Origin of the sequence: Lysinibacillus cavernae (assembly GCF_009724685.1) — a bacterium.
Lineage (GTDB): Bacteria > Bacillota > Bacilli > Bacillales_A > Planococcaceae > Lysinibacillus > Lysinibacillus cavernae.
Genome location: NZ_WMEF01000014.1, coordinates 1 through 21,290, shown reverse-complemented (window position 1 = coordinate 21,290; position 21,290 = coordinate 1). Strand labels below are relative to the sequence as shown.

Annotated in this window: 20 protein-coding genes and 2 riboswitches; of the genes, 16 read left to right on the top strand and 4 right to left on the bottom strand. The window is 37.0% G+C overall.

What is annotated here, in order from left to right; genetic code table 11:
- Nucleotides 1–9 precede the first annotated feature (9 nt).
- Both GJU32_RS20045 and GJU32_RS20040 read right to left on the bottom strand, forming a co-directional pair.
- Nucleotides 10–762, bottom strand: coding sequence for an ABC transporter permease (locus tag GJU32_RS20045; RefSeq protein ID WP_155593690.1), 753 nt, complete (start codon nt 760–762; stop codon nt 10–12).
- Nucleotides 759–1,490: an ABC transporter ATP-binding protein gene (locus GJU32_RS20040; RefSeq protein WP_155593689.1), complete on the bottom strand. Its 732-nt coding sequence runs from the start codon at nt 1,488–1,490 to the stop codon at nt 759–761. The genes GJU32_RS20045 and GJU32_RS20040 overlap by 4 nt, the downstream gene beginning before the upstream one ends.
- Before the next feature lie 96 nt (nt 1,491–1,586).
- Between GJU32_RS20040 and GJU32_RS20035 the strand changes: the two genes are divergently transcribed.
- Nucleotides 1,587–2,087, top strand: a complete 501-nt coding sequence (locus GJU32_RS20035; RefSeq protein ID WP_155593688.1) for a methylated-DNA--[protein]-cysteine S-methyltransferase — start codon at nt 1,587–1,589, stop codon at nt 2,085–2,087.
- Between the two features lie 214 nt (nt 2,088–2,301).
- Here GJU32_RS20035 and GJU32_RS20030 read toward each other — a convergent pair whose 3' ends face one another.
- A complete protein-coding gene (locus GJU32_RS20030) occupies nt 2,302–3,600 on the bottom strand; it encodes an ammonium transporter (protein WP_155593687.1) in 1,299 nt (432 codons plus the stop codon).
- Nucleotides 3,601–3,614: 14 nt separating this feature from the next.
- On the bottom strand, nt 3,615–3,956 hold the full coding sequence (locus tag GJU32_RS20025) for a P-II family nitrogen regulator (RefSeq protein WP_016995352.1): 342 nt from the start codon (nt 3,954–3,956) through the stop codon (nt 3,615–3,617).
- A 312-nt stretch (nt 3,957–4,268) separates the two neighbouring features.
- On the opposite strand from GJU32_RS20025, the gene GJU32_RS20020 reads away from it, so the two are divergent.
- From GJU32_RS20020 to GJU32_RS19950, 15 genes are all read left to right on the top strand, one after another.
- Entirely contained in the window at nt 4,269–5,729 is a 1,461-nt protein-coding gene (locus GJU32_RS20020) for a nicotinate phosphoribosyltransferase (RefSeq protein WP_155593686.1), read from the top strand.
- Nucleotides 5,730–5,749: 20 nt separating this feature from the next.
- The gene (gene nadE, locus GJU32_RS20015) at nt 5,750–6,574 is read left to right on the top strand and encodes an ammonia-dependent NAD(+) synthetase (protein WP_155593685.1); all 825 of its coding nucleotides are present in this window, start codon (nt 5,750–5,752) and stop codon (nt 6,572–6,574) included.
- A 158-nt stretch (nt 6,575–6,732) separates the two neighbouring features.
- A complete protein-coding gene (locus tag GJU32_RS20010) occupies nt 6,733–7,053 on the top strand; it encodes an NAD synthetase (RefSeq protein ID WP_155593684.1) in 321 nt (106 codons plus the stop codon).
- 214 nt (nt 7,054–7,267) lie between these two features.
- Nucleotides 7,268–7,909, top strand: a complete 642-nt coding sequence (locus GJU32_RS20005) for a nitrous oxide reductase accessory protein NosL (protein WP_155593683.1) — start codon at nt 7,268–7,270, stop codon at nt 7,907–7,909.
- Between the two features lie 60 nt (nt 7,910–7,969).
- Nucleotides 7,970–9,241 (top strand): NosD domain-containing protein, encoded by a 1,272-nt coding sequence (locus GJU32_RS20000; RefSeq protein ID WP_230875103.1) that lies wholly within the window; start codon nt 7,970–7,972, stop codon nt 9,239–9,241.
- Nucleotides 9,238–9,690 carry a nitrous oxide reductase accessory protein NosL gene (locus GJU32_RS19995; RefSeq protein WP_230875102.1) on the top strand — a complete coding sequence of 151 codons (453 nt, stop codon included), beginning with the start codon at nt 9,238–9,240 and terminating at the stop codon, nt 9,688–9,690. Before GJU32_RS20000 ends, GJU32_RS19995 begins: the two co-directional genes overlap by 4 nt.
- Nucleotides 9,690–10,490 (top strand): ABC transporter permease, encoded by an 801-nt coding sequence (locus GJU32_RS19990; RefSeq protein ID WP_155593763.1) that lies wholly within the window; start codon nt 9,690–9,692, stop codon nt 10,488–10,490. The genes GJU32_RS19995 and GJU32_RS19990 overlap by 1 nt, the downstream gene beginning before the upstream one ends.
- The gene (locus tag GJU32_RS19985; RefSeq protein ID WP_155593682.1) at nt 10,487–11,167 is read left to right on the top strand and encodes an ABC transporter ATP-binding protein; all 681 of its coding nucleotides are present in this window, start codon (nt 10,487–10,489) and stop codon (nt 11,165–11,167) included. Before GJU32_RS19990 ends, GJU32_RS19985 begins: the two co-directional genes overlap by 4 nt.
- Before the next feature lie 196 nt (nt 11,168–11,363).
- Nucleotides 11,364–12,308: an AAA family ATPase gene (locus tag GJU32_RS19980; RefSeq protein WP_155593681.1), complete on the top strand. Its 945-nt coding sequence runs from the start codon at nt 11,364–11,366 to the stop codon at nt 12,306–12,308.
- Nucleotides 12,305–13,486 (top strand): DUF58 domain-containing protein, encoded by a 1,182-nt coding sequence (locus GJU32_RS19975; RefSeq protein ID WP_155593680.1) that lies wholly within the window; start codon nt 12,305–12,307, stop codon nt 13,484–13,486. The genes GJU32_RS19980 and GJU32_RS19975 overlap by 4 nt, the downstream gene beginning before the upstream one ends.
- On the top strand, nt 13,483–15,666 hold the full coding sequence (locus GJU32_RS19970; RefSeq protein ID WP_155593679.1) for a transglutaminase TgpA family protein: 2,184 nt from the start codon (nt 13,483–13,485) through the stop codon (nt 15,664–15,666). The genes GJU32_RS19975 and GJU32_RS19970 overlap by 4 nt, the downstream gene beginning before the upstream one ends.
- A 32-nt stretch (nt 15,667–15,698) precedes the next feature.
- Nucleotides 15,699–15,800: riboswitch (purine riboswitch) on the top strand.
- A gap of 157 nt (nt 15,801–15,957) precedes the next feature.
- Complete coding sequence (gene guaA / locus GJU32_RS19965) at nt 15,958–17,511, top strand: glutamine-hydrolyzing GMP synthase (protein ID WP_155593678.1); 1,554 nt, start codon at nt 15,958–15,960, stop codon at nt 17,509–17,511.
- A 335-nt stretch (nt 17,512–17,846) separates the two neighbouring features.
- Nucleotides 17,847–17,996 carry a hypothetical protein gene (locus GJU32_RS23230; RefSeq protein ID WP_196426750.1) on the top strand — a complete coding sequence of 50 codons (150 nt, stop codon included), beginning with the start codon at nt 17,847–17,849 and terminating at the stop codon, nt 17,994–17,996.
- A 462-nt stretch (nt 17,997–18,458) separates the two neighbouring features.
- Entirely contained in the window at nt 18,459–19,127 is a 669-nt protein-coding gene (locus GJU32_RS19955) for an MOSC domain-containing protein (protein ID WP_155593676.1), read from the top strand.
- A 217-nt stretch (nt 19,128–19,344) separates the two neighbouring features.
- A riboswitch (purine riboswitch) is annotated at nt 19,345–19,446 on the top strand.
- 131 nt (nt 19,447–19,577) lie between these two features.
- Nucleotides 19,578–20,879 (top strand): NCS2 family permease, encoded by a 1,302-nt coding sequence (locus GJU32_RS19950; protein ID WP_155593675.1) that lies wholly within the window; start codon nt 19,578–19,580, stop codon nt 20,877–20,879.
- The last annotated feature ends 411 nt before the right edge of the window (nt 20,880–21,290 follow it).

Here is a 21,290-nt window from a genome sequence, read left to right as displayed (position 1 = left end):
GCTTAACAATTATTTCATATCGAGTATTTGCATTCGTTCATTAAATAGCACAGGATAGCTTAAAAAGCCAATCATGATGCTGGATAATGTTGCAGTTGTTAGAAGTGCAAAAATGATTAAAAGTTGAAATTGTACAGCTTGGATCGGGTCAGCACCGCCGATGATTTGCCCACTCATCATACCTGGTAGTTGCACCAAACCAATTGTTTTTTGGCTTTCGATAGTAGGAATCATACTCGCTTTTACGGCATTGATTAGTTGTCGATGTACGGCCTGCTTTGGTGTGCCACCTAGCGATAAAATTAATTCCATTTGATCTTTATGGCTAGTAATTTCAGCTGTAAAACGATTTAAGAATAAAATGGACAGCACCATCGAATTGCCAATTAACATACCACTAATGGGGATTATATACTGGGCGGTTGCTGGAACAATTTTGAAGCCTAATAAGACACCTTGTGTAACAATTTCTATCACAACAAGTGTAAGTGCTATTTTCGAGGTGATTCCTTTAATGCCTTCGCCTTTTTTTCGTGCATTTAACGTAGCAACTATAATCATTAGTGCTACCATGAGAAAAATATAGATATAGCTGCTTCCGTCAAAAACAAATTTTAAAATATAGCCAACAGTGAGCAATTGAATAATGGATCGTAAGGTCGCAATAAGCGTTTCTTTTTCAAGCCCTAACCTTAATGTTTTGGATAAAAGTAGAGGAATACATACAAAAATTAATGTTAGGGATAGAGCAGTAAATGTCATTTGTTTACCCCCTGTACAAATTCTGCTACACGTGGGTTCGTCGGTGCGCTGAGTAAAGCGCTTTTACCAGTTTCGATTAATTCGCCATCCATCATAACCCATGTATAGTGACCTATCGTTAATGCCTGATGCAAATTATGTGTAATCCAAATCATAGTGACATTGTATTTTTTGTTAATAGTGGCTATTAACTTTTCAATTTCTTGTACGGATTGACGATCCAGTGCAGATGTTATTTCGTCTAATAACAAAATAGAGGATTGATTGATAAGAGTTCGTGCAATGGATACCTTTTGGCGTTGTCCGCCTGATAATTCGTTTGTTGATTGCTGTAAGAAGCTTGCGTCTAATCCGACATCCTCTAAATATTGAACAGCCTCCTGCTGTGACAGCTCCTTTCCTTGTAGTATGCGAGGGAGTGCAAGATTCTCTAGCACAGTGCCAGCTATCATTGGAGCTGCTTGTAAAGCAATACCAACATGTCTTCTTAAAGCTGTGGGCTCATATGTAGAGATGGGGTGATTATCAATTAGTATGTGCCCTTTTGTTGGTGAAAGTAGGCCATTACATAATTTAAGTAAAGTTGTTTTACCTGCACCAGAAGGGCCAACTAGGGTAGTAATTTTACCTTTTGGAAAAGATCCAGTAATTGACTTTAATATCATTTTGTCATTTACTGAAAAATGAACTTGTTGAAAGTGAATGGCAGGCTCATACAGCGTATTCATTTACTGATACTCCTTTGTTATCGTCATTAAAATAACTGTAGCATGAAATGACTGGAGTTGCAGATTAATATAGAAGAAAGTAGGGGAGATGTGGGAATGGAAATATTGTATTTTGATACATTAATGTATGCACAGGGGGATATGTATATAGTGGCTTCAAATATAGGGCTTGTTTATATAGGGACACCGAATGCATCTTTCAATGAAGTTGAAGAATGGGCTAAAAAACCTTTTAAAGGGTATTGTTTTGAAGAAAATTCGGAAAAATTACAACCGTATAAAGATCAGCTAACAGCCTACTTTAATAAGGAGCTTACAGAGTTTGACCTACCGATCCATGTGAAAGGAACACCTTTTCAATTAGCAGTTTGGGACGCCTTAAAAGAATTACCCTATGGTTCAATAACATCATATGGAAATATCGCACAACGGATTGGTAATCCTAAAGCAGTTAGAGCTGTAGGTAGTGCGATTGGTGCGAACCCAATTTTAGCTATCATCCCATGCCATCGTGTTATTGGAAAAAACGGTCAATTAACAGGTTTTCGAAGTGGCCTAGATATGAAACAGTTTTTACTTGAGTTAGAGAAAGTTTAAATTTTTAAAAAGTAGGTTACTAAGAGGTCAAATTAAGGGTTTAACAGGAATGATCACTTTAAGCGTAGTTAAAAGTACTTTTGATAAAGATATAAATCGCTTCGAGCTTTCTCGATAAAGAGATGAACAATGTGCTCCTAAAATCAATCAGAGCAGTTCATTAAAAAAGGAAATCTGCCCCAGATCTATAGATAAGGGGCAGTTTTTTTACTAGCTATACGTGTTGTTCTTCCTGTGCATTGTTCTGTGTTTTACCGAAGTGTGTTAAACGGTGAGCGAAGGTTTCTCCTCGTATTGCAGAGCTTTTGAAAATATCTTGGAATTCGTAGGCAGGAGCTCCGTGTTCAATTACATCTAAACCAGCAATCTCCTCTTCAGCTGTTACGCGTAATGGTACAAATGCTTTGATGATGAATAAACCAGCTGCCACAGATACGCTAACCCAGGCAATTGTTGCGATGACACCAATTGCTTGAATACCTAGGAGACCAAAGCCTCCGCCATAAAATAAGCCTTGACCACCAATGTCAAATAAACCAACTGCCAATGTCCCCCAGATACCACAAATACCATGAACAGCAATCGCACCAACTGGATCATCAACTTTTAGCTTCCACTCTAGGAAACGTACACCTTCGACAAGTAATGGAGCAGCGATCATGCCAATGATAAGAGAGCCGGTAATGCTGACGTTTGCGGCACCAGCTGTAATCCCTACAAGCCCTGCTAATGCACCGTTTAATGTAAGGGAGCCATCGATATGTCCATATCGAAATTTTGTATAGAAGGCGGTAGCAGCCACACCAGCAGCTGCCGCAAAAAATGTATTGGCAATGACACTAGGAACGAGTTCAGGATCTGCGGCTAAAGTAGAGGCGCCATTGAAGCCGAACCAACCAAACCAAAGTAAAAATACACCTAGAGCTCCTAATGGAATACTGTGTCCTGTAATGACATTAACTCGACCATTTTCATATTTACCAAGTCGTGGTCCAACCATAACAGCCGCGACAAATGCTGCTACAGCACCTGTTAAGTGAACAACAGTAGAGCCCGCAAAGTCAACAAAACCTAGATCAGTTAACCAACCTTGGCCACTCCAAACCCAGTGACCTACAACAGGATAAACGACTAAAGACATGAGTATAATGACTCCGATATAAGCAAAAATATTAGTACGTTCTGCAACAGCCCCAGATAGAATAGTTGCTCCTGTTGCGGCAAACATCGTTTGGAAGATAAAGAATGAAAGATCATCAACCCCTTTTAATGCAAAGCCACTAGTACCGAAAATACCACCTACTGTGTCACCAAACATAATGGCGTAGCCACATAAAAAATAGACGATGCCTCCAAGTGAAATAGTAAGGAAATTCTTCATGATGATATTGACCGCATTTTTTGAACGGGTAAATCCTGCCTCAACCATGGCAAAACCTGCGTGCATAAAGAATACTAAAATAGTGCCGAGCATCACCCAAATTAAATTAACAGATAATAGTACTTCATCCATCTATATCGTCCCCCTTATTCTACTGCAATCGATCCGACTTCTTTTGTGCGGATGCGAATTGCTTGTTCTACTGGATAAATGAAAATCTTCCCGTCTCCAACCTTGCCAGTTGCTGCCTCACGCAACAATATTTCTACGATAGCATCGACCTTTCCGTCATCCACAATCATTTCTAATTTTAATTTGGGCAAAAATTCAATCTCATACGTATTGCCGCGAAATAGACCCGTTCTACCTAACTGACGACCACAGCCGGCAATTTCAGAAACGCTTAAACCTGCTATTCCTTCCTGTGCAAGTCCGTCCCGAACAGCTCCAAAAACCTCAGGACGAATGATTGCTTCTATTTTTTTCATTTGTACCAGCTCCTTGCGTAAATTTAATTTACATGTTAAAACGGTATGGAAAACTGTGCAATTGTTTTTTTGAAATGTGTGTTAGGTTTTATTACATGATATATTTCTGCTCACGAAATATATTGATTAAAAGGTTTTTAGAAAGGGAATGAAAGCGGTATTAAAAGTTGTGTCTAAAATGTGAACAGTTCAAAATTTTCTGACTATTTATGTTAGAAAACCTAACATGTAATAGAAGGAATGTAAAACGCAAGAATTTGGGTATATAGTGTATACTAGGACTAATTATCAAAGCGGAAGAAGGGGTTTCTTGTGAGATCAAACTATGCAGATGATAGCTTAGCGCTACACACAGACTTATATCAAATTAATATGGCAGAGTCCTACTGGGCGGATGGCATACATAATAAAAAAGCAGTTTTTGAATTATATTTTAGAAAATTACCTTTTGGTAATGGCTATGCCATATTTGCTGGGTTAGAGCGAATGCTTGATTATCTACGTGATTTTCATTTTAGTGAATCCGATATTACCTATTTACGTGAGGAAGTAGGCTACAAAGAGGACTTTATCGAGTATTTAAAAAATATTCGATTCACAGGGGATATGTATTCCATGGTAGAAGGGGAACTTGTTTTTGCGAATGAACCAATTGTCCGGATTGAAGCTCCGTTAGTAGAAGCACAGCTTATTGAAACGGCATTACTTAACATTGTTAATTACCAAACATTAATTGCTACAAAAGCTAGCCGTATTAAACAAATTATAAAAAATGAAGTGGCTATGGAATTTGGTACAAGACGTGCGCAGGAAATGGATGCTGCTATTTGGGGGACTCGTGCAGCGTTTATCGGAGGTTTTGCTTCCACTAGTAATGTGCGAGCAGGTAAGCTTTTTAATATTCCGGTATCTGGTACACATGCACATGCGTTAGTGCAAGCTTATAAAAATGATTATGATGCATTCCATTCCTATGCTAAACGTCATCGAGATTGTGTGTTCTTGGTGGATACTTATAATACATTGAAATCTGGTGTTCCAACTGCTATTAAAGTAGCCAAAGAACTAGGAGACAAAATTAATTTCATTGGCATACGTTTAGATAGTGGAGATATTGCCTTTTTATCAAAAGAAGCTCGTCGTATGTTAGATGCTGCTGGTTTCCCTGATGCCAAAATCATTGTTTCAAATGATTTAGATGAATATACAATATTAAATTTAAAATCCCAAGGTGCAAAAGTAGATGTTTGGGGAATTGGCACAAAGCTCATAACAGCTTATGATCAGCCTGCATTAGGTGCTGTTTATAAAATGGTTGCTATCGAAAATAGCGAAGGACAACTGGAAGATACGATAAAAATTTCAGCAAATGCTGAAAAGGTATCAACGCCTGGACTAAAAAATGTCTATCGTATTATCGATAAAAAGAATGGAAAAGCAGAGGGAGATTACATCACGATGCAAGATGAAAATCCTCAAGCTGAAGAACGTATTAAAATGTTCCATCCAATCCATACGTTCGTATCAAAGTTTGTCACAAATTTCGAAGCAAAAAATTTACATCAGCATGTGATTAAAAATGGTGAAATAAACTATCGAAATCCTACTTTAGAGGAAATGCGTGATTATGCTGCAGAAAACTTAGAATTATTGTGGGATGAATATAAACGAGCGATGAATCCTGAAGAATACCCAGTCGATCTAAGTCAAAAATGCTGGGATAATAAGATGCGGAATATTGAAGAAGTACACAGTATGGTTAAGCAAATGTAATAGGAGGAGTGACGGGTACAATGACTTTACAGCATCAAATTATTGAGGAATTACGCGTATTACCTAACATTAAAGTGCAGGATGAAATAAGTAAATCCATTGATTTTTTAAAGGAATATGCAAAACGCTATAGCTTTGTAAAAGGATTTGTTCTTGGTATTTCAGGCGGTCAAGATTCGACGTTAACAGGGAAACTTACACAGTTGGCAGTTGATGAGCTAAATGCAGAAGCCGGAGAAATGAAGTACTCATTTTTTGCTGTCCGTTTACCATATGGCGTGCAAGCAGATGAACAAGATTGTCAGGATGCGATTGATTATATAAAGCCGACGAAAACCTTTACAGTAAATATAAAAAATGCTGTTGATGCCAGTGTGATGGCCTTAGGAGATGCAGGTGTTGAACTGAATGACTTTGTGAAGGGGAACGAAAAAGCACGTGAGCGTATGAAGGTGCAATATTCGATTGCTGCAATGAATGGGGCAGTTGTTTTAGGAACAGATCATGCTGCTGAAGCCATCACTGGTTTTTATACAAAATTTGGCGATGGTGGAGCAGATTTAATGCCAATCTTTCGTTTAAACAAGCGACAAGGGAAACAATTACTAGCAGCACTCAAATGTCCTGAGCATCTTTATATGAAGGTGCCAACTGCTGATTTAGAGGAAAATCGCCCGTCATTGCCAGATGAAGTGGCACTTGGCGTGACGTATGATCAAATTGATGATTACCTAGAAGGGAAGGAAATTCCTGAAGAACCTCGTCGGATATTAGAGGGATATTATTTACGTTCTCAACATAAACGCCATATGCCAATTACGATATTTGATGATTTTTGGAAGTAAGATGAGTGAAAAGAGTTATAAAAAAGTGAAATTCACTTTTAAAATAGCTCTTTTCTCTCTTTTTTTATGCTATTTAGTTCTATGTTGTTAAGTAACAGCATATAATGTCGATAGTATTACCTATAGGGATAATAAAATGAAGAGGAGGGTAACTTTTTATGAGGACTTCTAGAGTAAGTGCAACGACAAGTAGTATTTTTCGGCAGGAAAATCAGTATTTACATGCTGGTGATCTTAGCCATAACTTTGGGCAAAATCCACAAAAGCAATTTAAAAATAGTTTGCAAAAAAATAAAGAGAAGAAGCACGGTACGATTACTGGGCCAAAACAACAGCAACAACTTAAAAATAGTGCACCTATTCATATGAATAGTACTAGTGATTTACAAATTCGTCATGATTTAAATGAAACAGCAATAAAGCTAAGTCGTTTAAGCAAACAAAAGAAGCGACTCAGTAGTTACCGTTCTTCCATATAAGTGCCGGACTCTCCACATCTATGGGTGTGGAGAGTTTTTATGTTGATGAGAGTGAACGAAAGAATTGCTCTCAATTCAAAATATTTGAAGTAAAGATGTTCATTGAATGTTCAAGAGAATTTTTCCAATACTTCACCGCGATTTTTAACTAATTTCACAACTAATCTGTAATGTAGAGTATGGCAACAGAAAACTAAATTTGGAGGAAATAGTTGTGAAAAAATTATGGTTACCTGCACTACTATTATTATTTGTACTTGCAGCATGTGGTAGCGAAAAAGCCCAAGATAAAGAGAAGGAAACGGAGCAAGAGGCTACGAAAAATGAAACAGAAACAATGAAAGATTCTGTACAAGTTGCTTCACTAGTAGATCCACGGTTACAAGAGCCAAAGGAAGACACAGTTTGTGAAATGTGTAATATGAAGGTTTACATGAAAGATCATGAGATGGGCGTATTTTCAGCGCAAGCAATAAAAGCAGATGGGTCCATTGCTTTTTATGACGATATTGGCTGTTTGTTAAATGCAGAGGTTGCTAATGAAGAAAAAAATGAAAAATTTGTCCGTGATTTTGTTACGAAGAATTGGGCAAAGGTTGAAGATGTAACTATTGTGAAAACAGAGCTGAAATCTCCGATGAACTGGGGCTATATTTATTTCGTGGACAAGGCTGAAGCGGATAAATATATCCAAGAAAATTCGAATGCTTATGTTGAAGATCTACAAAAAATTACAGATGACGCATTAGAGAGACGTAAGAAAATGATGCAAAAAAAGGCTGAGGAAGAAAATGGTGAATCTGGTTCCGTGCATTCGAATGAGATGAATCATGAACAAGAGGGACACAGTCATTAACACCATAGACTAGGGGGCATTCCTCTAGTCTTTTCATGCTGAATGAGGAGGTAAAGAGTGATGAAGCAACTAGGTTTTTTCCTTTTGTTTTTTCTATTTACAAGTCAAACGGCATATGCGGAATTTGATATTCAATTTGCAATTGATCAAGCAAAAACTGGAGATATTATTCATATTCCTGCTGGTCGTTACGAAGGAAATTTCATGGTGAAGAAACCAATTATACTGCGCGGAGAAGAAGGGGTTGAGCTGTATTCTCAAAATAATAATCCTGTATTAAAAATTGAACATGCTGCTAATGTCTCTGTAGAAAATATAATGATACGTGCAAAAAACAAAGGAATTGTTGCTCATGAAGCAGAGAATTTAGAACTGAGAGCGATTGAGGTAAAAGATGTTCAAGTGGGTATCCATATTCAACGTTCTAAGCATGTTCGAATTTTAGAAAATAGAGTTGTTGGTAATCAGTCACATTATGCTGAAAAAGGTAATGGGATTGCTGTGTTTAAAAGTGAGGACATTGCCATCGAACAAAATACTATTGAACAAGTGCAAGATGGTATATACGTAGAAGAAGTGAAGCAAATCAATGTTCAACGAAACAAGGTGAAAAATAGCCGTTACGGGACACACTTTATGTATTCAAGTGGTGTGGAGGTACTTTTTAATACGTATTTACATAATGTTACAGGTCTTATGGTCATGATGACTACCAACTTAGAAATAGCCAATAATACCGTCAGTAGCCATAACGATTTCAATAGCTATGGTCTTTTAATGTATGATACTCAGCAGGCAATGATAAGAAAAAATAGTTTTCAAAATAATCGGGTAGGTGTAGCGTTGCAAAAAAGTTCAGTCATTCAAATACAAGAAAATCGCTTTCAGATGAATCAGACTGCATTAGAAGGTACAAAGGTAGATGATGGCTCAATCGTAAACGATAACCAGTTTACAGGAAATATATTAACGGCAAGATCAGATCATCAAGGTTTTCGTCTCGTTCGCAATTTTTATGATGATTATACAGGGATAGATGTTGCGGGTGATGGTTTCGGGGATGTTCCATACGTGGCTGTGTCGAGCTTTGGACAGTGGATGGTGAGACAACCAGTTTATCAATTTTTTGTAGCATCACCAAGCGTCATGATCCTGACGTCACTAGATCAGCAAATTAATAAAACAGAACAAAACCTACTCGTAGATAATGAACCGAAATTGCTCAGTGATATGAAAGAGACAGCATTTTCGATAAATAGCATACAATTGCTCATTGGTTTAGTGGTGTCAATGTGTGGCTTATGGTTTTGGAAAAGGGGGATGCGAGTATGAATAGGTGGATAACTATTGTTATTTTATGCGGTGCCATTTTGGTAGGTTGCAGCGATAGAACATATAAACCACGTGAGATTATCAGTGAAACAGATGTTTGTAAAATTTGTAATATGAGTATTGTTCATAATGAATATGCAGGACAAATTGTTTTGAAAAATGGAGATTACGAGATTTTTGATGATATTGGGTGTCTGATGGAATATCTTGAACTAAATGGTGAGGATGAAGTTGGTGCAGCCTATATTAAAAATAAAGCAAACAATGAATGGATTGACATTTATAAAGCGACCTTTGTGTACAACAAAGATTATTGGACTCCGATGAACTATGGCGTTCTCGCATTTGCGACAAAAGACGAAGCGCAAAAATGGATGACTAATGAAGGAGATGGTCAATTACTAGCTTATCAGGATTTGCTAACGTTTAATTGGGGGATTCATGAGTGATGTTTGTGAAAATAGAACTGAAGCAAATTTTAAGAAGCCGTTGGATGCAACTAGTAGCCTTTCTTTTTACATTTGTTTTTGTAGCGATCATTGTCATTCAACAAATGGCTTTACCTGAGACCGAGGGCTTTACACGGCAAACAGCATCATTTTTAAATGTGTTATTGTTTCTATTGCCATTATTTATCGTGAGCATTGGAAGTATGAATATAGCTGGTGATATAGAATCTGGCTGGTATTCGTTATTAAAAACCTATCCGATGAAACGTCGGCAATATATTATAGGTAAATATGTAGCTACATCACTTGCTTTTTTATTAGTGGTGTTAGTGGCATTTGGTGTTGTATTAGCATTAGGTGGTTTTTTAGGCGGCGTACGATTACCGATTGTTTTAGTTATCCTTACGTTATTATGTATCTTTATTTTTGTATCAGTAGGTATTGTACTGGGGGCATTTGCCCAAACAAAGTTGTTTGCATTAGCATTATCGCTTGTTGTATGGTCCTTTTTTTTATTGCTCATTTCTTATGCTTTAATGGCGCTAGGTGCGTTTGTAGCTGGTCATGTTTTACAAAAGCTTATCATTGTAACGATACATATAAATCCTGTGGAATGGCTGCGCTTTGGTTATTTTATATTCAGCAATCAAGCTAGTGTGCTTGGGCCAGCGTTTTATGGAGTAACGAAGTTTTATATGTCGCCATTGGGCCACGTGATATACGGGATCGTAACGACACTTTGGATCGTTCTACCGCTTATGCTTGCTACGAAGTTATTAAAGGAGGACCGGCAACGATGATTCTTTTAGAAGCGAAAAATGTAGCCAATGTCTATGAGAATGATAGGGGTTTAAAAGAAGCTACATTTACACTGCATTCAGGTCGAATTCTAGCGTTGGTTGGAGGTAATGGAGCTGGAAAGAGTACGTTGATTCGTTTATTAACGGGTCAAGAAAAGCAAAAATCCGGTGATATAATCTGGCATAAACCACAAGCAATTCGTTATATGCCTGACGATGTACATTTCCCCACTATGCTAACTGCCGCTGAGATTATCGAGTTGTTGGCATCTTTAAAACAAGTAGATAAATATGAACAAGAGCAAGTATTGAAGCGTGTTTCTTTGTGGGATGTTCGCAAGCAACAAGCTAAACAGTTTTCTAAGGGAATGCTACAACGATTAAACCTTGCGCAAAGCTTACTCGGCAGCGGTTCTTTGCTGATCTTAGATGAACCAACAAATGGCCTTGATCCATTTTGGATAGCGCAGCTGAAAAATATGATGTTGGAGGAAAAGGAGAAAGGAAATACGGTCATATTCTCTACACACTTACTATCTTTTGCTGAAGAAATAGCGGAGGATGTATTAGTTCTGCATGAAGGGAAAATTATTATTTCTGGGGCGATAGCTGATATTTTTTTACAAGAAAATTCTACATCTTTAGAAGAAATATGGTTAAAAAGATTAAAATTGTAACATTCTATTTCATAATGGCGTTATATAATAAAGTTTAGGCTTGTTTGATAACATTCAAACAAGCCTTCTTTATTAATGTTAGTAGCAGGAAGAAGTTTCTGATAATTGTTTTACAAGACAGATTTCGATATGCTTATGTTAGTAGTTATCATGCAATTCACACAATTGTCTGATGGAATGGGAGGTTTTTCGACATATGAATTCTCAAATACAGGATATTTTAGAAAATATAGAAAAAGTAATGATTGGTAAAAGAGAGGTTGCTGAGCTGAGCCTTGTCGCATTATTAGCCAGAGGACATGTATTGTTAGAGGATGTACCTGGAGTTGGAAAGACGATGATGGTACGCGCACTTGCAAAATCTTTTGACGCTCAGTTTAAGCGTATTCAATTTACACCAGATTTATTGCCATCGGATGTAGTTGGGATCTCCATTTACAATCCGAAGACAATGGAGTTTGAATTTCGCCCAGGGCCGATCATGGGGGATGTTGTACTAGCAGATGAAATAAACCGTACTTCACCAAAAACGCAATCAGCCTTGTTGGAAGGTATGGAGGAGGCTTCAGTTACAATTGACGGTAATACAATGATGATTAACCAGCCGTTTTTTGTTATGGCCACACAAAACCCAATTGAACACGAAGGTACCTATCCGTTACCGGAAGCGCAATTGGATCGCTTTTTATTGAAAATAAAAATGGGTTACCCTTCAAGAGGGCAAGAAGTAGAGATATTGCGTAGAGCTGAAAATGGTAAGCCGATTGAAAAAATCGAAGCGGTATTAACTGTAGCACAATTAATTGAATTACAGGAGCTTGTTCAAGGTGTATATGTTGAAGACTCGGTCAAAAATTATATGGTGGAGCTAGCTACCCAAACGAGGGAAAATAGCTATGTTCATTTAGGAGTGAGCCCACGGGCAACGATAGCTCTAATGAAAGCTTCTCAAGCTTACGCATTTATGAAAGGTCGTAGCTTTGTTACACCGGATGATGTTCAGTACCTAATGCCGTTTGTCTTTAGTCATCGCTTAGTGTTAAAACCAGATGCACGCTATGATAACGTAACAGCAGCCGAAATTATCCAGCGTATTATTGCCAAAACACCAGTTCCGACAAAGAGGTTTGCAGAACAATGACGCAATGGAAAGCTTTTTTAGAGAAAAGTAAACATTTCCTATTAGTTACTTTCTTGATGGTTGTAACATTTTGTTATGCTATGTTTCAAGGCGGATTTGTCAGCTGGTTTGTGTTTTTTGCGGTTAGTCCTTTTTTAGTGTACGCACTAATGTTCTTAATTGTTAGAGAAAATATTTTATTAGTAGAACGAAAAATTGAACCAATGCATATAGAACGAGGGCAATCAGCGAAGGTTTTTATTACGATAGAACGAAAAACACGTTTTCCGTTCGCATATATCATGATGGAGGAACTTGTAGATAGTGAGGAATTAGTCACAGCTAAAATACAAAATTCGAATGCTGTTAAATTCGTTGGCTTTAGAAAAAAATTTAGCTGGCATTATGACTTGGAAAATATGCCTCGTGGGGAACATCGCTACTTAGGGGTTACTTTAGTTTTCTATGATTTTTTTGGCTGGGCAAAAAAGATTGTCGTAGCAGAAAAGGAACAAACTATTTTAGTTTACCCGAGGATAAGGGAGATGAAATACACTGCTCTTCAAACAAAATATGATGTTGGTCCAATGATGTCACCATATTCCATTGTAAAGGATACATCCATGGCTGTTGGCTTAAGAGAATATGTTCCAGGGGATCGTTTTTCATGGATTCATTGGAAATCATTTGCGAGAACGCAGACCTTACAATCTAAGGAATTCGAGGATCGACAATCTTCTGAGTTAATGTTAGTACTCGATGCAAAAAAATCCTCCATGTTTGAAGAAAAGGTGGAGTTAGTGGCATCTATGCTACAGATGATCGTTCAAGAACGAGGAGATATATCTTTTATTTCCGCTGGGGAAGTGACGAAAGTATTCCCAGTTATACAGGGTGAGAAGCAGTTAGATCAGGTAATGTATCATTTAGCGGCTATAAAACCCACAGAGAATGTCAAATTCCGATTTTATGACCAACAAGCCTTTAAGCAAGTTGCAACATTGCTTTATGTGACAAGTGATGTATCAAATGAAGTATTACATACTCTTGCGAATATAGTGAAGAGCTGTATTTGTTTTGTAGTGGCAAAACAGCCACCTATGCATTCTGAGTTTATGATGCGTTATAAACATATTCAAATTGTTTATGTAGACCCAACAGATTTTTATGATTTATTCACGGAGGTGATGAAGCCGTGAAACAATCGTTAATGGAATTTTTGGAATTAACCATTGCTTATGTGATTGTATTCTTTATTTTGCGGGAATGGCTTATTCCTATTATGCAACTAACAAATACTGGTGGAATGAATCTCTTCTTAGTCTTTATAGGCCTGTCTCTAGCACTAAGTTTATTCCGAGTACATCCTGTATTATCGGGATTAGTGAAGTTTGGCTATATTACTTGGTTTGTCGTCTTCGTTTATAGCAAGAGTCCTGTGTTATCCGGAGAGACTTTCCCGTTCTTATTGTCTGAATGGAAAGGGAATATGACCACTTTACTATCAGGGGATTTTGGGCAAGTATCAGATGCTTTTAGAACAGTGCTGTTTCTTGTGTTGATCTGGATGCTCGTTTATTTAATCCACCATTGGGTTTCAGTGCGGAAAAATATATTCTACTTTTTTGTCATGACGGTATTCTTCATTGCCACATTAGATACGTTTAGCGACTACGATGGTAAAGCGGCTATTGTAAAAGTAATTGTTCTAGGATTAATCATGACAGGTGTACTCTTTGTCAAACGTCTATGGCTTCAAGTTGAAACGACTAGTACTGTAATGGAGAAATGGAAAATTGTTATTCCGATGCTTGTGTCGGTATTCCTTGTCAGCTCTGTAGCATTCTTTTTACCAAAAACGGGACCAACATGGGCAGATCCCGTACCGTTTATCCAAGGAGTTACTGGGCAAGATGGAAGTGGAACTGGTAAAAAATCAGTTGGTTATAGCCAAGATGATAGTCAACTAGGTGGACCGTTTCAAGGAGATAATACATTAATTTTCACTGCCTCATCTCGTGATCGTCATTATTGGCGCATTGAAACAAAAGATACGTATACGTCGAAAGGCTGGATTGTTTCAGATGGGAACTTTGGGAAAAACGTCTATGAGACAGATACACCAATTCTGACCTCTTTACAAGTGGGATCACCTGAAAATGAACGACAGATTCAATTAGATATTGCTGTTCCAATGCCGTTTTTAATTCAAACGTATGGTTTGTTATCGGTTTCGGCTCAAGATGCCACTTTATTTATTCAAGATGAGCAGACTGAAAAGATGACAATAGAGCAGCAGGTGGGTGAATCAAAATCATTATCAAATTATTCGTTGTCTTATAGTGAACCAGTCTATAGTATGGATCAACTCCAATTGTCATATCCTACTACGCTTGAAACATTGGACTCATCGTTTGACCGTTTTTTACAGTTACCAAACCAACTTCCACAACGTGTAAGGGACTTGGCGTATGAAATAACGCAAGATAAAGGTACTGTATACGATCAAATTAAGGCTGTGGAAGATTATTTTAGGACTAACGGCTTTAGATACGATAAAACAGAAGTGGCAATTCCTGCTGAAGATCAAGATTATGTTGATCAATTTTTGTTTGATACAAAAATAGGGTATTGTGATAATTTCTCAACTTCAATGATTGTTCTTTTACGTTCAGTAGGAATTCCTGCTCGATGGGTTAAAGGTTTTGCGCCAGGAACTGCAGGACCAATGTCAGACGGACTACGTGAATATGTAATTACGAATGACAATGCACACTCTTGGGTGGAAGCGTATATACCTGGAACGGGCTGGATGGAGTTTGAACCTACCGTTGGCTTTACAGGCAATGTTAACATTGATTATGATATCCAATTAGATACGTCTGAACAGGATGAAGTGTTACAGCCAGAGAAAAAACCAGAGCAACCAAAACCACAAGAACAGGTATCAAAGAAGGAAGAGTCTAACTCAACATTTAGCTTTGATGCGGTGTGGACATGGGTGAAGAAATTCACTTATGTTTGGATTATCACCATTATTTTGCTGGTTATTGGTGGAATTTCTTTATTCTTACAGCGTAAAACATGGATTCCGAAGATGCATGTGCGAGTATATCGCAAAAAAGTAGCGGATTGGTCTAACTTCGATTCTTCTTACCATGTTTTATTGAAGCAGTTATCTCGTATTGGACTGCGCAGAAGAGATGGGGAAACGTTACATACGTTTGCAGAGCGAGTAGATGCATCTCTAGAGACAGATGAAATGCAAAAGCTGACGGCAGTTTATGAGCAGCATGTTTATGGGAAGGATAAACATGAAGTTGATTTTATAAAGCTGAAAGAAAGTTGGGAATATTTAATCAATCGCACTATCAGTTGATTTTAACCTAGACAAAGAGTAAAATGAAAAAAATTAAATGCAAGGATTGCTTTCATATAAGTTCGATAATAGGGTTCGGATGTTTCTACGAAATCACCTTAAATGGTTTCTCTATGAAGGCGGATGTTTTCGTTAGGTGAAAAGTATAGTAAATCACTTTACTTTGCTACGCATTCGCCTTTATAAATAATCAAGAGCTTATGAACGCGTAGAGAGTTTTTTTACTTTCTTCGCGTTTTTCTATGAACAAATGAAAATATCCTTTAAAAAATAATAGAAGAGGTGGAAATTTTGACAGCTAGCCCTTTAATAAAAGAGCAAGAAAAAATCGTTGTACTTGACTTTGGTAGCCAATTTAACCAATTAATTACACGTCGTATCCGTGAATTTGGTGTTTTCAGTGAATTACATCCACATACAGTGACTGCAGAAGAAATTAAAGATATGAACGTAGCGGGAATTATTTTTTCAGGCGGCCCAAACTCTGTTTATGATGAAAATGCTTTCCATGTGGATCCAGCCATTTTTGATTTAGGCTTACCAATCTTAGGTATTTGCTATGGTATGCAATTAATGGCCCATACAAATGGCGGTAAAGTTGAAGGGGCAGAAACGCGTGAATATGGTAAAGCTGAAATCAAAGTAACTGCTTCAAATAAGTTATTTGGTGAGTTACCAACTGAGCAAATCGTTTGGATGAGCCACGGTGACCATGTAACAGAAGTTCCAGCTGGATTTGAAGTAATCGCAACAAGTGCATCTTGTCCGATTGCTGCAATGGCTAACGTAGAACGCAAACTGTATGCTGTACAATTCCATCCAGAAGTACGTCACTCTGTTTACGGTAATGACTTATTACGTCAATTCGTATTTGATATCTGTGAAGCGAAAGGCGATTGGTCAATGGCGAACTTCATTGAACTTGAAATCGCTAAGATTCGTGAAATAGTAGGCGATAAAAAAGTTTTATGTGCACTTTCTGGTGGTGTTGACTCATCAGTTGTGGCTGTTTTAATCCACAAAGCAATCGGTGATCAATTAACTTGTATGTTCGTAGACCACAACTTAAACCGTAAAGGTGAAGTTGAACAAGTAATGAAAACATTCACAGAAGACTTCGACATGAATCTTATTAAAATTGATGCACGCAAACGTTTTATGGACAAGCTTGCAGGTGTATCTGATCCAGAGAAAAAACGAAAAATTATCGGTAATGAATTCATTTATGTATTTGATGAAGAAGCATCAAAACTTGAAGGTATGGATTTCTTAGCACAAGGAACTCTTTACACTGATATCATTGAATCGGGTACTTCAACTGCACAAACAATCAAATCACACCATAACGTTGGTGGTCTCCCAGAAGATATGCAATTCCAATTAATCGAGCCACTGAAAACATTATTTAAAGATGAAGTACGTGCGCTAGGATTAGAACTTGGTCTTGATGAAAAAATCGTTTGGCGTCAACCATTCCCAGGTCCTGGGTTAGGAATCCGTGTACTTGGTGAAATAACAGAAGAAAAATTAGAAATCGTTCGCGAATCAGACTTCATCCTACGTGAAGAAATCGCAAATGCTGGTCTTGATCGTGACATCTGGCAATACTTCACGGTATTACCTGATATCCGTTCAGTTGGCGTAATGGGCGATGCACGTACGTATGACTATGCTATCGGTATCCGTGCCGTAACATCAATCGACGGTATGACTTCTGACTGGGCACGTATCCCATGGGATGTCCTAGAGAAAATCTCTGTCCGTTTAGTAAACGAAGTAAAACACGTGAACCGCGTAGTGTATGACATTACATCTAAGCCACCAGCAACAATTGAGTGGGAATAGGACTGTTCAGTAATTCAAACGGGTTGTAGTCATAACAATGTCTAGTGTAGTTTGTTAAGAACTACATCGTGATTAACGTGCAACTATTTATATTTCAAAAATTAAACCCTCTTTTAGTTATTTATAACAAGTAACTAGAAGGGGTTTTTTTTGTCAAAATTCAAGGTTGCGAAGATAAGTATAATGAATACCATTTGGCGATTGCTAAGTTTTTTATGTTTTTACTGATAGATGAAGGTTAGGCAGTACACTAATAAAGTTTACTTCAGTAAAATAAGGTATATTATATTTGTTGAATAGATTCTCATTAAAGACAAGAAAAGTAGGTGAACAAAGTGGGGAAATATCAATTGGATACCAAAGGTAAGGTAGCTGTGGCAAAGTATCATGAAAAACATAAGCCTGTCAAATTTGATAAAAAGCAACAACTTGAAAAAATACGTGCGGAGTATTTGAAAAAGAAGCAAGACCAAACAGATAAATAAGAATGAAAACATAGGAAGAATAAAATCTCCCTATGTTTTTCTTATTTGAAGTTCTTTTTTTCATTTGATGCTAGCGGTTATTATTCTCCTAAATTTTATATTCGGTGCCAAAAAACTCTTCATACAGGGGCACCTGCTACAATTTGAGACAAGAATTACATTGATTGAACTGATTTTTCGTTTTGATAAAAATCGTATATCCCTTATATATCAATGGTGTTAACCGCGTACTGTATGACATTACTTCTAAACCACCAGTGATGATTGCGTGGGAATAGTAGCAACTGGCCTAAAAGCCTTAAGAGATTTTTAGGGTTTTTTGATTTGATCACTTCTAGGCTATACATAGATTGTGTGATTCGAATTATATCAAGGTTAAAGCAACAATTGCTGGTAAAGTGTTGTATGTAGTAAACTAAATGAATGCAAAAGGATTGTACTATTTAGATTAGGGGGATTTAAATGGAGAAAAATATGCCAATGATTCACACACTTGCTGTTGGAATGCCGAAAGAGTTGCTTGATAGCAAAGGGCGTTCAATGATTACAGGGATTGAAAAGCAACAAATACAAGAAGTTTATTTGTCATCTCATGGCTTTGAGGGAGATGATGTGGCAGATAAAAAACATCATGGTGGTCCTGACCGTGCAGTTTGTTTATACCCTGCGGAACATTACCAACAATGGGAACAGGAACTTGGTAAAGCGTTGCCTACTGCTGCATTTGGCGAAAACTTAACAGTAACGAATATGTTAGAAACGGATATTTGTATCGGTGATATTTATAAAATAGGTGATGCTATCATCCAAATTACACAAGGACGTATTCCATGTAGTACGATTGATCGGTATACAGAGGCAAACACATTACTTAAACGTTTAATTGAAACAGGTTATACAGGCTACCTCGCACGCGTACTGGAAGAAGGGGTAATTTGTGCAGATTCAACAATTGAAGTTGTTGAAAAGCATCCTGCGCGTATTTCAGTTTTATATGGCAATGAAGAGTACTTTAAAAACAAAGATGCGATTGCTATGAAACGAATACAAGCAGTGGATGCGTTAGCAGAAGATTGGAAAGAAAAATTAGAAAAAAGAATTCAACTCTTGGAAAGTAAAGTGATGAATTAAGACATAGAGCAATCAGAGAATCTTCTAGAATTCGAATGAATTCTGGGGGATTTTTTAGTTATTGCTGGGTTATGTAATGTTCAGTACTTAGTCAATTTAGCAAGGATTTATTAGAACATGAACATTAAATAAGAATTTTACACGAACTTTCGTATTTTATTTTATGAAAATGTTCGGAAATGGGGTTGAAATCTAAAATGTGAAATGATATATTACGAATGTAAATTAAATAAGTCGTCGTATAATGTCGGGAATAAGGCCCGTGAGTTTCTACCAAGTTACCGTAAATAACTTGACTACGATTTGGGTTTATATAAAGATGTATAAACACTAATTTATTTCACACACTAATAGTGATGAAATATATCGTAGACATGCGACTAGTAGAGTAGTCAGCGTGTCTTTTTTGTTTTCGATATTGAAGGCGACCACACGGAGGATTTTTTTATAATGAAAAAATATTTCATGTTTGATGAATTAGGAACTAATTATCGCCGCGAAATTATAGGCGGTATTACAACCTTCCTTGCAATGGCATATATTCTAGCTGTTAACCCAGGTATTCTAGAAAATGCGGGGATGGATAAAGGTGCTGTTTTCGTAGCAACAGCATTAGCTGCAGCAGTTGGTTCTTTGATTATGGGTATATTCGCTAAATTCCCAATTTCACTGGCCCCTGGTATGGGATTAAATGCATTCTTCGCCTTTACTGTAGTAGGTGCTTATGGTATTCCTTGGCAAACTGGTTTAACTGGTGTATTCTTCTCAGGGATTATCTTTATCATTTTATCTTTAACAGGTATTCGTGAAACAGTTATTAACGCCATTCCAGTGCAACTTAAATATGCTGTTTCAGCAGGTATTGGATTGTTTATTACTTTCGTAGGTTTACAAGGTGCAGGAATTATTGTAGATAGTCCAGCTACATTAGTAACTTTAGGAACTTTTACTGGAGCTACATTACTAGCGGTATTCGGAATTATTCTTTCTGTTATTCTAATTATTAAATTACGCAGTGTTGGTATTTTCTTAGGGATGGTTATTACTGCGATTATTGGTATGGTGACAGGTATTATTGAACCTCCAACGGCAGTTGTTTCTGCTATTCCAAGTGTGGATTCTACATTCATGGTCGCACTACAACCACTTGGAGATATTGAATCACTATTTAACGTGAAGTTTTTAGTAGTTGTATTAACGTTCTTGTTTGTTGATTTCTTTGATACAGCAGGTACTTTAATGGCCGTGGCAACACAGGCAGGTTTAGTAAAAGATAATAAATTACCACGTGCAGGTCGTGCTTTGATGGCTGATGCACTTGCAACAACAATCGGTTCTTTATTTGGTACATCAACGACGACTGCATACGTAGAGTCAACTTCTGGTGTAGCTGCGGGTGCTCGATCTGGTTTCTCAGCTGTAGTAACAGCAGTTTTATTCTTAGTAGCGTTATTCTTCTCTCCATTATTGGCGGTAGTAACGCCAGCAGTTACTGCACCAGCATTAGTAATTGTAGGTGTACTGATGGTATCATCATTACGTTTAATTGATTGGGATAAATTTGAAATAGCAGTACCAGCATTCTTTACAGTACTAATGATGCCTCTGGGCTATTCAATTGCTACTGGTATTGCAATTGGTTTCGTATTCTATCCAATTACAATGTTATTAGCAGGTCGTAAAAAAGAAGTTCATCCTATGATGTACGGTTTATTCTTTGTCTTTCTTGCATACTTCATCTGGGTAAGATAGTTAAACATACTTAAAAAGCATCTCAATTGTTAGGTAAGGTACTAACAATTGAGATGCTTTTTCTGCTTTGACAACAAAAATAACACATAGCTATTTTGGAATTTTAAGTAATAAAAATAGAGCCTGCCTAAAAATTTAAATCATTAATTTTCTACATTATATAGAAGAAACTTGATTTTAAATAATGAGAATAGTTTTACTTTAATGAAACTCTTGCAAACTAGATTTTATGATGATATATTTAAACACGTTGTTACGAAACAAACGAACAACTTATAAAATATTAACATAAACAGTTGACACGAAGTTAACATTATGTTAAATTATAAAAAGTTACTTGTTGTAACTATTAAATAATGAACCTTGAAAACTGAACAAGCAAAACGTAATCAATAAAGTTTTTAGTAACTA